This window comes from Archangium lansingense (genome assembly GCF_026626635.1).
In the GTDB taxonomy this organism is placed as follows: domain Bacteria; phylum Myxococcota; class Myxococcia; order Myxococcales; family Myxococcaceae; genus Archangium; species Archangium lansingense.
This window is the reverse complement of the sequence record NZ_JAPNKA010000001.1, coordinates 1,476,788-1,489,263: the sequence shown is the minus strand read 5'-3', so window position 1 is coordinate 1,489,263 and position 12,476 is coordinate 1,476,788. Positions and strand designations below refer to the sequence as shown.

The window sequence follows — 12,476 nt, the reverse complement described above, 5'->3', positions numbered from 1 at the left end:
GCGGCGCACGTCCTGTGCGCGCACGCTGGTTCCAAAGCAATGCGCGTGCCCGAACCTCGTCAGAGGGAGCCTCACCGACAGAGACGCCCGGGCCCGGGCGAATGACACGTCAGTGACGCGTCAGCCCTGCCCAGGGCGTGTCATTCAACGCTCCACGCCCAGCAACGCCGCGAACAGCTCGCGGGGGTCGATGCTCGCTGGAAGCCCGGAGACCCCTCCATCGTTCACCTCCACCACCACCCAGCGGCCGTCCTCGAGCATCGCGACATCCATGGTGAAGAAGCGCGCGTCGATCTTCCGTGCGAGCCGCTCAAAGGCTGAGAAATCTGGAACGTCGACGTCGAAGTCATCATAGGACTCCGCCGCCAGGAGCCGCCCCCGGCCGAAGAACAGCCGGAACTCGAGATGCGCGGGCCCGCTCGGCGTCCGCCCTCGGACCTTGAACGGCAGGAAGCGCCTGACGACGAAGCCACGCTCGAAGCGGTCTCCGCGCTCCTCGAGCAGCGCGCTGCAAATCCGCTCGAAGTCCTCTCGCGTGGCTCCGGCCGGAACGAAGCACGCCTCCGCCCAGCGCTCCTTCGCCGACTTCACATGGTCCTTCACCAACCACGGCGGCGAGCCCAGTTCCTGCGCGGCATGCCACGCCTCCAACGGGTCCGGGCCCTCGGTCCACACGGAGCGGGCGGTGTACCCCTTCAGCCGCGGGTACCAGTTCGGAAGGTAGTGCGCCGCCGCGTACTCATCGGGGGTCGTCATCAGCTCGTGGCCCAGCTCGCCGAGCGCCTCGTCCAGCGACTCGTACTCCTCGCCCGTGAGCATCCACCCTCGATACAGCAGCCGCAGATGACCCCGGTCTGGAATGGCGGCGAGCGCTCGCTCCGTGTTGCCCTCGAGCAGCGCGTGCAGATCGAGCTGGAAGGTCTCGATGCCCAGTGCTTCGGCCGCCTCGGCCTCCGTGTCGAAGGAATCGGACTGATGCGGATTCCGGCCAAACACGATGGCCCGTTTGATGCGGGAGCTCGTCGCCATTCGCGAACCTCTCGTCAGTGGGTGGGTGCACCCCAGACGGCGGCTCGGCGCGAGGGCTGACAAATGCGCAGCGGCCAGTCCGCGGTGGCAGCGGCCGGCGTCACATCGCAAGCGAGTATTCGAGCTCAACGACGCACTCCGCTCTGGAAACCTGACGTGCCAAGCCGCCGGGTGTCTCCACCTTTCACCCCCATGCTGGACGGAGGCCCCCCCCACCTTGGATGGTAGGCCAGCGCTGCGTTAGAACTCGCCGGGCGCCTCTCCCCCTTCAGCCGTGGAGCTCACCCGGTGAAAGTCGTTCATTCCCCCCTGCATGCCCGCCACGACGGTGGCAAGGAACTGCATCGCGGCGAGTTGGTGCCCTGCTTCGAGATGCCGGTTCGCGCCGACTACATCCTGAAGGCCGTGACGCGCGCCGGGTTCGAAGTGCTCGAACCGCGCTCCTTCCCCCAGGAGTCGCTGCTGCGCGTCCATGACGCCGGGTTCGTCGAGTTCCTGCGCACCGCCCATGCGGAGTGGCAGGCGCTCGGCAAGCAGGGCTTCATGCTGCCAAGCGGCTTTCCCGCCCGCGGCCTGCGCCGTGACCACATCCCCTCCGGCATCAACGGCAGGATGGGCTACTACGCTTTCGACGCCAGCACGCCCATCGTCGAGGGAACCTGGGAGGCCGCCCTCGCCGCCGCGCACTGCGCGCTCACCGCCGCTGCGCTGGTCTCCGAAGGCGAGAAGAGCGCCTACGCCTTGTGCCGTCCACCCGGACACCACGCCGGACACTCCCTCTACGGCGGCTACTGCTTCCTCAACAACGCCGCCCTGGCGGCCCAGCACCTGCGCGACCGTGGCTTCGCACGGGTGGCACTGCTGGACGTGGACTACCACCACGGCAACGGCACCCAGGACATCTTCTGGGAGCGCTCGGACGTGCTGTTCGTCTCCATCCACGCGACTCCCGAGACGGAGTACCCCTACTTCCTCGGCTACGCCGACGAGCGCGGCGCGGGCGCAGGAGAGGGCTATACCCTCAACCTCCCGCTGCCTCGCGGCACCGTCTGGAAGGAGTACAGCGCCGCCCTGAATACGGCCATGGACGCCATCGGCTCGTTCTCACCCGATGCCCTGGTGGTGTCGCTCGGCGTCGACACCTATGAGGGCGATCCCATCAGCGCCTTCAAGCTCGCCCAGGAGCACTATCCGCAGATGGGACAGCGGCTGGCCGGACTGAAGGTGCCGACGGTGTTCGTGCAGGAAGGCGGCTACGCGGTGGATGAGATCGGCACCAACGTCGCTGGCGTGCTGGAAGGCTTCCTGCACAAGCGCTGAGGAAACAAACCATGAGCACCTCCGGCTGCCCCTTCTCGGGCAAAACCTTCAATCCCTTCGTGCCGCCCCTGCACGAGAACATCCAGGCCCTCTTCGCCGAGGCCCGGCGTGAACAGCCCGTCTTCTTCAGCGAGGCGCTGGGCGCCTGGGTGGTGACACGCTACGAGGACATCTACTCCGTCCTGCAGGACCCGCAGCGCTTCTCCTCGAATCTCGAATCGCAGATTCGCGGGGCGCTGCACCCGGAGGCGCAGGCGTACCTGGCGGAGTCGGGCTACCGCAACATCCCCCTGCTCTTCGATGATCCGCCCCAGCACACGCGCTCCCGGCAGATCCTCACCCGGCTCTTCTCCAAGGAGACGCTCACCTCGCTGGAACCCCTCGTCCGGAGCATCGCCGAGGAGTTGGTAGACGGGTTCATCCAGGAAGGGCAGGTGGACCTCATCAGCCGCTTCGCCTACCCACTGCCCATCCGGGTCATCTTCGCGTGGCTGGGCCTGCCGCTGGAGATGATGGACACCTTCAAGCGCTGGGCCTACCACCTCGCCATGCTGCTGTCGCTCCGCGCCCAGACACTGGAGCTGCAGTTCCAGTGCATCCGCGCGGTGGTGGACATGCAGCGCTACGTGGCGGGGCTCATCTCCGATCGCGTGGCCCATCCTCGCGAGGACGGCATGACCGTGCTGGCTCAGCGGCTGAGCGAGGGAACGGACCGGGACCCGGAGGAGCTGGCCGCGATGGTGATGGTGCTGATCTCCGCCGGCCACGAGACCACCTCCAGCCTGCTGGGCATGGCGGTACGCGTGCTGCTGGAGCAGCCCGAGCGCTGGCAGCGGCTGGTCGCGGAGCCGCACACGATTCCCCGGGTGGTCGAGGAGGTGCTCCGCTACGAGTCGCCAGTGAGCATCGTGGCCCGGAAGACGGTCACGGAAGTGGAAGTGGGTGGGGTGAAGGTGCCCGCTGGCGAGCGGGTAACCCTCATCCTGCTGTCGGGCAATCGGGACGAGCAGCGCTTCCCCAAGCCCGAGGGCTTCGACCCCAGCCGGTCCGAGGTGGGACACCACCTGGGCTTTGGCAAGGGCATCCACGTCTGCGTGGGAGCGGGCCTGGCCCGGCTGGACGCCCGGGTGATGCTGGAGGTGCTCACCCGCAAGCTGCCAGGGCTCCGGCTGGTGGAGCCCCCTCGGCTGGTGCCTGGTCCGGTGCGTCACCACGAGCAGCTCATGCTGGCCTGGGACACATAGCGGACGCCCTCATGGCTGGGTCTGGGTGACCGCCGCGCCCTCCGCCTGCTTCACCTGGGTGAAGAGCAGATCCTGGAAGTCGTAGCTGAAGTCAGTGAGGGGCGACACCGGCTGCATCTTCAGCTGGTCGATCGCCCCGTCCGGCTTCAGGGAGAAGTTGACGAACGCATCCGCGTTCAGGGTCCGGTCCCGCCAGCGAGCGACGAAGGTGTCGTATTGCCAGTGCTCCAGCTCGCCGGTGAGTGCCGGCGTGCGGAGGAAGCGCAGAACGAGGCGGTCCCCTTCCAGGGCAATCGTGGCATCGCCGTACCACGCATCCCGGTACGTCCCCGCGTACTTGCCGAGCGGTAGCGAGGGCTTCGACTCCGTGCTCCGAGCGGTGCGCTTCTCGTTGACCGCCAGCTCGGCCTTCTTCGTCTTCTCCTCGTCCGCCGCCTTGAATGCGGCGACCCAGTCCGTGCGCGGGGCACCCAGGTAGGAATCCAGGATGGCGAAGGCTGGCACCTCGAAGCCGCCGCGCTCCTCCTGGTTGGTCAGCACGGCCACCCCGAGGCCCAGCGAAGGCACGAGCACCACTCGCGAGACGTAGCCCGGCAACCCTCCCGTGTGAGTCACCAGCTTGTGGCCACGATAGTCGCGCAGCCCCCACCCCAGCCCGTAGGCCGAGAACTCCGGTTTCAGCGCGGCCAGCGGCTTGGGGGGCTCGCTGATGGGCTGGACGGTCTGCGCGGACCACATCTCCCGTGACTGCTTCTCGCTGAAGAGCCGCTTCGCTCCGCTGCTCCCGGGAATCGCGCCCTTCGCGAGTTGCACGAGCATCCAGCGGCTCAGGTCATTCACGCTCGAGTTGATGGCCGCCGCGGGTGCATTGTTGTCGAAGCTCATCGGCGCGATGGCCTGCAGCCGCCCATCCGCCTTCGCGTGCGGCATCGCCACGTTGGCACCCGGCCGGAAGTCCGCCACGCTCGTGTTGCTCGACTTCATCTCGAGCGGCGTGAAGATGCGGTCGCGGATGAAGTCTCCCCAGGGCTGGCCGCTCGCCTTCTCAATCACCTTCCCGGCGACGAGGTAGAGGATGTTGTCGTAGGCATAGCGGCTGCGGAAGCTGCTCGCGGGCCGGATGTGGCGCAGCTTCGCGACAATCTCGTCCTCGGTGAACGAAGAGGCGGGGAAGTAGAGCAGGTCACCCGCACCGAGCCCCAGGCCGCTGCGATGGACGAGCAGGTCCCTCACCGTCAGCTCGCGCGTGACGTAGGGGTCGTACATCTGGAACGACGGGAGGTGGTCGATGACGCGGTCGTCCCACTGGAGCTTCCCCTCGTCGACGAGCATCGCCAGCGCGGTCGCCGTGAAGGCCTTGCTGTTGGAGGCGATGCCGAAGAGCGTCTCGGGCGTCACGGGCGCGGTCTCGCCGAGCTTCCGCACGCCATAGCCCTTGGACAGGACAACCTTGCCGTCCTTGACGACGGCAATCGCGATTCCTGGCACCTCGAACGTCGTCATCGTCCGCTGGACGAGGGTGTCGAGCTCCTTTTCCTTGGGGATCGACTGCGCGAGGGCGGTGGTGAGGGGAGCGAGGAGGAAGAGAAGCGCGAGGAGACGCCGCACGGAAACTCCGATTCGGGGAGGTGCGCGCGAGGGTAGTGCAACCCGCGCCACCCCCTCAACGGGCGTTCCCGGCTCCGCCGCCTTCTCCTCCACCGCTCGGGAGGCCCCCCTGGAGGCGTGCGCGAAGCACGGCCCCGAGCACCTTCGCGGTCTCCTCCGGCAGGCGCGAGAGATGCGAGTAGAGCGTCTCCTCGACCTGCGCGAGGAGCTCGGGCGCCGCCCCAGCCTCCCTCATGCCCGCGAGGACGGTATAGGCCGCCATGCCGAGCGGCTCGACGAAGCCACTCGACTCCTCCCAGAACTCCTCGAAGCAGGGCACGGCTTCTCCGGAGGCGACGCGGGTCAGCCGTCCCACGTTGGCCTTCCAGAACGCCCGATGCGCATCCTCCACCGCGTGGCTCGAGATCGGCCCCTGGCGGACCTCGATGCGCGTGCCCCCCTCCGCGGGTTGGAGGGTGAAGGAGAGGCGGGTCGTCTCGTAGCCGAAGTCCCCGCCGTTCCAGGCCAGCTCCATCTCGAAGCCCCTGCCCGGGTGCACCTTCAGGATGCGGCCCGTCTGCGTCAGGGGAGCCCCCTTCGCATCGAGCACGTTCACCCGGAAGGGCTCACCTCCTTCCACGTCACCCTCCTCTCCGAGGCGATGGCCTCCCGCTGGAGCCCCGTACCATCGTCGCATCTGGAAGGGGTCCTCGATGGCCGCGAAGACCTGCTCCGGGCTCTGCGCCACCCACCACTCCAGCTCCAGCCACTCCGTCTCCAGCTCGCTCATGCCAGCGCTCCCGTCCGCGTCCGCAGCTCGAGCTGAGGCACCTTCTCGAGCAGCGCCTCCGACAGGCGGTACTGCTCGACCACCAGGCTGATACGCGCCTCCGACAGCTCCGGGGCGCCGGTCTCGACCGCCACCACCTCGTGCACCAGGTCTCCCCGGAACGTCACCAGCGAGCGCGCCATGGGCGCCAACGCCGCCACCCGCGCGCCTCGGTGGTACAGCCGCAGCTCTCCTCCCGCGAGCTGCTCGGGCACATGGACGTAGAGCACACTCACGGCCACCGGACAGCCGATGCCCGCTCCGTAGTGCCCCATGCTCCTGTCCAGGTGGGCCTCCACTCCGCGCCCGTTCTGGATCAGCAGCGGGTTGAGCAGGAACGCGTTGCAGTCCGACAGGAGCGCGGTCTCGAGGAACGGAGCGAAGGCAGGAAAACGGCCCGTCACCTCGGACAGGGCCTCGCGCCGGAAGGTCACCGAGAAGCCATAGGTGCCCGAGAACTGTGACGACAGGTTGGTCTCCCCGAGCAGGGAGGAACCCAGGATGGCCGACCGGATGGACTCGATGGATCCGGCGGGCAGAGCCTCGGGCGTGCGGTGAACGAAGGTCTGGAGGCGAAAGGCCCCGCCCCAGGGCGGTTGGAAGCGCATGCGAGAAGCTCCGGTCTCACTCCATCTGGGTGGAAATCCACCACGTATTTCCCGAGGGATCCTTCACACCACCCCGGCGATCCGGGTCGCCCTTCTGCTGCGGCTCCTGAACGGAGACTCCGCCCGCCGCCAGCGCGCGCCGGTAGGTCGCATCGACATCCGGGACATAGACGTGGAGCCAGACGGGAAACGCCGGAAACGAGCCTCCACCATCCGCGAGCATGACCACCGTGTCGTCGATCCGCACCTCGGCGTGCATGATGGACCCATCCGGGTTGTCGTAGCGGCGCAGCTCCGTGGCGTCGAAGGTCTTCTTCAAGAAGTCGATCACCCGCTGGGCGCCATTCGCCATCACGTAGACCGAGACGCTCGCATAGCCTTCCGGCTTGTAGGGTCGGTTCACTCGTCCTCCTCCTGGCGTGAATCCTACGCGGGTCACGCGCTCCCGGAGTATGGGAAAGGCGGGAAGGGACTGCCCCGAGGCCCCCTCTGGCGCCCTCGAGCCACTTCCCGCAAGCTGCGCCCCGTCATGAAGCACCTGTTGGGGCAACTGCGGGCGGAGTTCCGGGCGACGGCGGGAGGATTGCCGGGCACGTACTGGTACCTGTGGACGGGAACGCTGGTGAACCGGCTGGGTGCCTTCGTGGTGCCCTTCCTGACGCTGTACCTCACGCGCGAGCGCGGCTTCCGAGTGGAGGAGGCCGGGCTCGTGGTGTCGCTGCACGGCACCGGAGGCGTGCTGGCGGGACTGGTGGGCGGAACGCTGGCGGACCGCATCGGCCGGCGCAAGACGCTGGTTGCGGGACTGTGGCTGGGCTCGGCGGCCATGCTGTCGCTGGGCTTCGCTCAGGCGACCTGGCACATCTGTGTGTCGGCCTTCATGCTGGGCCTGCTGGGTGACCTGTACCGCCCGGCGGTGTCTGCGGCGATCGCCGACGTGGTGAAGCCCGCTGACCGCACGCGCGCCTACGGCCTGCTCTACTGGGTCGTGAACGTAGGCTTCTCCATCGCCCTGCCCCTGGCGGGACTGGCCTCGCGCTTCGGCTTCCTCGCCCTCTTCGTGGCGGACGCCTGCACCACCTTCCTCTACGGCCTCATCGTCTGGTGGAAGGTGCCGGAGACGCGCCCCGAACGAGCGGCACCAGCAGCGGACTCCACCCAGCGGCTCCCCTCGCTGGCCCCCTTCCGGGATGCGGTGTTCCTCGCCTTCGCCCTGCCCATCCTCCTCACCAGCATCATCTTCTCCCAGAACAACGTGACGCTGCCGCTGGACCTGACCTCGAGAGGCATGTCGCTGGCGACCTTCGGCACGGTGCTCTCGGTGAACGGCGTGCTCATCGTGCTGCTGCAGCCCTTCGCCGGGCGGGCCATCGGACGGATACGGCGCGCGACTTCGCTGGCCTGGGCCTCGGGACTGACAGGACTGGGCTTCGGGATGCACGCGCTCGGCGCGAGCCCGGGACTGGCGGTGCTCGCGGTGGTGATATGGACGCTGGGGGAGATCGCCCAGGCGCCCGTGGCCTCGGCGGTGGTGGCGGACCTGGCTCCCCCCGAGCAGCGCGGCACCTACCAGGGTGCCTATTACATGCTGTGGGCCTTGTCGGCGGGCATTGCCCCCACGCTCGGCTCCTGGGTGATGGGGCACTACGGCGCCTATACGCTGTGGGGCGGCTGTCTCGCGGTGGGAGTGTTCGCGGCCGGCTGGCATCTGGCCGTCGCCGATGCCCGACGCCACCGCATGGAGGCCCTGCGCCGCACCCGCTCCGACCTGAGCGCCTCGCTCGACTGAGGCGCCTCAGGCCAGGTGCAGGCCTGTTACGTACGGGGCTCTGGAGAAGCAGCGGGACGCCGGAAGCCGTACACCCAGGCCGCCGCCGCTCCTAGCGCCGGCAACACCACGGACAGCGTGAGCACGCCGAACACTGCGTCATTCACGGGCTCGCCGGTGGCATCCACACCGGCGACGCGCAGCCACGCCTTCACGCCGGTGACGAACCAGTTGGCGAAGTTGGCCACGATGAAGGCCCACGCGAGCCGGTTCTGTCCCGTGGCCCCATAGCGCAGCATCGGCAGCGTCCACGCCACGCCGAGCAGCAGGAAGGCCCCCATCAACGCGTTGAGGTGTGAGGCGAGCGCCACCTGAGGATCCGCGGGCACCTTGCCCGTCATGGCCGCGGAGACGTAGCCACCGGTGAGCAGACCCAGCAGCGTCAGCCATGCAGCGGCATGCGCCATCAGGCGTGCGGCGGGCAGCGGGGCCGCGGAGGAGAGGGAAACAGGAGCAGGAGAAGACTCCTCGCTCGGAGGCACGGGACGGAGGGCAGTCGTCATGGGAGGCCCTCACTCTACCGGGAGAGCAGACGGCCAGACGAGCCACCCCCCTGTTGAGCCTGGTTTCAGAGCGGTTTGAAGCCAGCGGACCACGTGGCGCCTGCCCGGCCGCCTGCTCGCATTCCGGGAATGAATGTGAGAGCACCCTCTCCTGCCCCCCTGGACAGGAACCGCCCCATGCCGTTCCCGCCGCTCCGCTGGAGCCTCCTGCTAGCCCTCGTGTGCCTGCTCGTTCCCGATCTCGCGCCCGCCGCGGACGCGAAACGCAAACGGGCGAAGACGGCTACCGCCAGGCACCTCGTCAAACTTCCCGGCGGTGAGTCGCTGCGCCGTGACGCCGCGGCCTCCTTTCAACGGATGGCCACCGCGGCCCGCTCGGAGGGCATCTGGCTCTGGGTGACCAGCGGCTACCGCACCCGGAAGGAGCAGCGCCTCCTCTACGAACGCTACCGCAAGGGCCTGGGCCCCAAGGCCGCACGCCCCGGCCGCTCCAACCACCAGCGGGGCCTCGCGGTGGACGTAGTCGTAGGGGACGAGGAGTCGCCTACCTACCGCTGGCTCGCGGCCAACGCGTGCCGCCATGGCTTCCGACGCACCGTGCCCTCCGAGCCGTGGCATTGGGAGTACCGGCCCCGCACCACCCGCGCGCCTCCTCCAGACACCGACTGCCTCGGCCAACCCCGGCCCGTGGAGGAGCCGAGGACGGCCTCGAAAGACCTGAGCTGACGCCGAAACACCGGGACTCGAGTGCCCACTGGCGAGCATCCGCCTCGTCCCGCTGTCGCATTCCTGCGCCAGGGTGACGCAAGTGCTCGCTACCGGGCACACACAATGTCCTGATGTGTCAGGACTGCCCCTCGGTAGGAGGCATTGCGCAGCAGCAGGCATCAACGTGGGCGGCCTGTCATGACTGCCCTCCTGCTCACAGCCCTGCTCTGGCACGCCAGCCTCCCCGCCGGAGCGCAGCAGCCCACGGCCGTGCCTCCTCCCTTCCAACCCCAGGTCTCCGACCCGCTGCTGGAGCCCGTGCCTCCGGCTCCAATATTGGTGGGCTCGTGGGACGAGGCCCTTGAGTTGCTGCGCCAGCGCTCCACGGACCTGCGCGTCGCACTGGCCCGCGTGGAGTCCGCCGCGGGACTGCGGCGCGTGGCGCTCGCCGGACTGCTGCCCACTGTCGCCGGTTCGGCCGGTGTCCAATACAACGTGATCAACCCGAGCTCGACGCCCTTCCTCGGCGGCGGCATTGGTGGAGGGGGTATCGGCGGAGGAGTCAGCGGTGGCGGTGGGGACGGCCCCCTGCCCACCTCGCCCCTGGGCACCGCCACGGTGACGGCCTCCGTGCCCCTGTTCGACTGGAGCGCCATCCAATCCCTGCGCTCGACCAGCGCCTCACGCCGCGCCGCCGAGCTGTCGCTGGAGGAGACGCGGCGCCAGCTCACCGGTGAGCTCGCCCGAGCGCTGGCGCGGGAGGCCTCCGCCGAGCGGCTCGCCGAGGTGAACCGCGTCAACCTGCGCTCCGCCCTGGAGCGGCTGGCGCTCGCCGAGCGGCGGTTGGAGCTGGGCGCAGGAACCCAGCTCGACGTCATCCGCCTGCGGCAGGACGCGGAGTCGGCACGCTCGTTGGTGGTGTCTGGAGACAACTCGCTGCAGGAGTCGCGCGATGCCCTGGCGCTGATATTGGGCCAGGATCAGCCAGTGGGGCTGGCGCGGAACGTGTCCCTGGAGGAGCTGTTCAACCGCGGCCGGCAGCAGTGCCGGAGCCTCCCGTCGCTGGAGGAGCGGCCGGACCTGGCGGCGTCGCGCGCGCAGCTCGAGGCAGCCGGGCACGACGTGTCGACGGCACAGGCGCAGTACATCCCCACATTGGAGGCGCAGAGCACGGTGGTGGGCCTCACGGTGGACCCGGGCTTCGCGCGAGTGCCCGTGTGGAACATCGGCGCGGTGCTCACCCTGCCCTTCTACGAGGGAGGAGCGCGCGGAGGCCGCGTGCGCCAGGCCCGGGCCCAGGAGGAGACAGTGCGCCAGGACGTGGTGGGGAGGCAGCGCGCGGCCACAGTCGAGGTGCGGCAGGTGCGGCGCGAGTTGGACGTGGCGCGGGCGGAGCAGGAGATCGCCACCCGGGGGCGCGAGCTCGCAGCGGAGAACGACCGGCTCACCCGCCGAGCCTTCGAGGTGGGCACCGGGACGAGTCAGGACCTGGTGGTGTCCGCGGCGGCGCTGCGGCAGGCGGAGCTGAATCTGGTGGTGAGGGAGTTCCAGCTGTTCCAGGCGCGGATCGAGGCATTCCTGGTGGAGGCGGCATGCGACTGGTGAGGCAGGGAGTGTGGGGAGTCTGGCTGGTGGCCCTGGTCCTGGCCGGGTGTCAGCGCTCGCCAGGACAGGGAGGGCCGCAGGGCGGAGCCGGAGGTCATGGAGGGCCCGGAGGCGCCCAGGCGATGCAGGTGGACGTGATGGAGCTGCGACCGGGCCAGGTGCGAGACACGGGCGAGTACCTGGGAACGCTCATCTCCCGACGCAGCATCACCGTCTATCCGCAAGTGGCCGGCTACGTGCAGCGCATCTCCGTGAAGCCGGGCCAGCAGGTGAAGCAGGGCCAGCCCTTGCTGGAGGTGGACCCGAGGCGCGAGCGCGCGGGCTTGCAGGGCGCCCGGGCCCAGCGCGCCTCGGCCCTGGCCCAGCGGCAGTTCGCGCGCAGCACCCGCCAGCGCGCCGAGCAGCTGCTGAGCGAGGGGCTCATGAGCCGGCAGGATTATGAGCAGGCGGAGGCCCAGGCAGCGGCGGCCGAGGCCAGCGCGCGCGCGGCAGAGGCCCAGCTCCAGGCACAGCAGGTGGAGCTCGGCTACTACCGGGTGGAAGCGCCCTTCGCCGGCGTGGTGGGCGACATCCCCGTGAAGGTGGGCGACTACGTCACCCCGCAGACGGTGCTGACGAACGTGGACCAGAGCCGGGCGCTGGAGGTGTCCGTCGCGGTGCCACCCGAGCGTGCCGCGGAGGTGAAGGTCGGTCGCACGCAAGTGGCGGTGTTGGACGACGAGGGCCAGCCATTGGTGAGCGCTCCCGTCTTCTTCGTGGCCCCCACGCCGGACCCGCGCACGCAGTTGGTGGAGCTGAAGGCAGCCTTCGACAACACGCATGGGCTGCTCGCAGGCCAGGTGGTGCACGCCCAGGTGGTGTACGCCACGCGCGAGGCCCTGCGGCTGCCCAGCTTCGCGGTGACGCAGCAGAGCAGCCAGTACTTCGCCATGGTGGCGGTGCAGGGCGACGGCGGCTCCATGGTGGCGCAGCGCCGGCCGGTGAAACTGGGCGGGCTCCAGGGCAACTATTACGAGCTGCTGGAGGGTTTGGAGGAGGGAACGCAGGTCATCGTCGGCTCGTTGCAGCTGCTACAGGATGGGCAGCCCATCCAGCCCAGGCCCGTGAAGCACCTGCCAGGTGAAGGGCCGGGTGTGGGCGGCGCGGCGGATGCGGGCACGGGTGGCGCTGGGGACGCGGGCACGGCTCCGAGCCCGGACGGGGGGAAGTGAGCGC

The 12,476-nt window shown here is 69.2% G+C and carries 12 protein-coding genes; 6 read left to right on the top strand and 6 right to left on the bottom strand.

All coding sequences use genetic code 11. The annotated features are described in order from the left end of the window. Positions 1-144 precede the first annotated feature (144 nt). Positions 145-1,029 carry an ATP-grasp domain-containing protein gene (locus OV287_RS05985; RefSeq protein ID WP_267533014.1) on the bottom strand — a complete coding sequence of 295 codons (885 nt, stop codon included), beginning with the start codon at positions 1,027-1,029 and terminating at the stop codon, positions 145-147. A 288-nt stretch (positions 1,030-1,317) separates the two neighbouring features. On the opposite strand from OV287_RS05985, the gene OV287_RS05980 reads away from it, so the two are divergent. After that, complete coding sequence (locus OV287_RS05980) at positions 1,318-2,349, top strand: histone deacetylase family protein (protein WP_267533013.1); 1,032 nt, start codon at positions 1,318-1,320, stop codon at positions 2,347-2,349. Between the two features lie 11 nt (positions 2,350-2,360). Further along, a complete protein-coding gene (locus OV287_RS05975) occupies positions 2,361-3,593 on the top strand; it encodes a cytochrome P450 (protein ID WP_267533012.1) in 1,233 nt (410 codons plus the stop codon). Between the two features lie 9 nt (positions 3,594-3,602). Here OV287_RS05975 and OV287_RS05970 read toward each other — a convergent pair whose 3' ends face one another. Genes OV287_RS05970 through OV287_RS05955 form a run of 4 tightly spaced genes read right to left on the bottom strand, consistent with a single transcriptional unit; the run spans position 3,603 to position 7,020 of the window. Further along, the gene (locus OV287_RS05970; protein WP_267533011.1) at positions 3,603-5,201 is read right to left on the bottom strand and encodes a serine hydrolase; all 1,599 of its coding nucleotides are present in this window, start codon (positions 5,199-5,201) and stop codon (positions 3,603-3,605) included. 55 nt (positions 5,202-5,256) lie between these two features. Next, positions 5,257-5,970: an SRPBCC family protein gene (locus tag OV287_RS05965; protein WP_267533010.1), complete on the bottom strand. Its 714-nt coding sequence runs from the start codon at positions 5,968-5,970 to the stop codon at positions 5,257-5,259. Beyond that, on the bottom strand, positions 5,967-6,617 hold the full coding sequence (locus tag OV287_RS05960; protein WP_267533009.1) for a 2OG-Fe(II) oxygenase: 651 nt from the start codon (positions 6,615-6,617) through the stop codon (positions 5,967-5,969). Before OV287_RS05960 ends, OV287_RS05965 begins: the two co-directional genes overlap by 4 nt. Positions 6,618-6,633: 16 nt before the next feature. Then, a complete protein-coding gene (locus OV287_RS05955) occupies positions 6,634-7,020 on the bottom strand; it encodes a VOC family protein (RefSeq protein WP_267533008.1) in 387 nt (128 codons plus the stop codon). A 126-nt stretch (positions 7,021-7,146) separates the two neighbouring features. On the opposite strand from OV287_RS05955, the gene OV287_RS05950 reads away from it, so the two are divergent. Continuing rightward, positions 7,147-8,406: an MDR family MFS transporter gene (locus OV287_RS05950; protein WP_267533007.1), complete on the top strand. Its 1,260-nt coding sequence runs from the start codon at positions 7,147-7,149 to the stop codon at positions 8,404-8,406. Between the two features lie 26 nt (positions 8,407-8,432). Here the strand turns inward: OV287_RS05950 and OV287_RS05945 are convergent, their stop codons facing one another. Further along, positions 8,433-8,948, bottom strand: a complete 516-nt coding sequence (locus OV287_RS05945) for a styrene oxide isomerase (RefSeq protein ID WP_267533006.1) — start codon at positions 8,946-8,948, stop codon at positions 8,433-8,435. 177 nt (positions 8,949-9,125) lie between these two features. Here OV287_RS05945 and OV287_RS05940 point away from each other — a divergent pair, with 177 nt between their 5' ends. The 3 genes from OV287_RS05940 to OV287_RS05930 all read left to right on the top strand — a co-directional run bounded on the left by OV287_RS05940 (position 9,126) and on the right by OV287_RS05930 (position 12,472). Continuing rightward, positions 9,126-9,674 (top strand): M15 family metallopeptidase, encoded by a 549-nt coding sequence (locus OV287_RS05940; protein ID WP_267533005.1) that lies wholly within the window; start codon positions 9,126-9,128, stop codon positions 9,672-9,674. Between the two features lie 180 nt (positions 9,675-9,854). After that, positions 9,855-11,261 (top strand): TolC family protein, encoded by a 1,407-nt coding sequence (locus OV287_RS05935; protein ID WP_267533004.1) that lies wholly within the window; start codon positions 9,855-9,857, stop codon positions 11,259-11,261. Continuing rightward, complete coding sequence (locus tag OV287_RS05930) at positions 11,249-12,472, top strand: efflux RND transporter periplasmic adaptor subunit (protein WP_267533003.1); 1,224 nt, start codon at positions 11,249-11,251, stop codon at positions 12,470-12,472. The genes OV287_RS05935 and OV287_RS05930 overlap by 13 nt, the downstream gene beginning before the upstream one ends. The last annotated feature ends 4 nt before the right edge of the window (positions 12,473-12,476 follow it).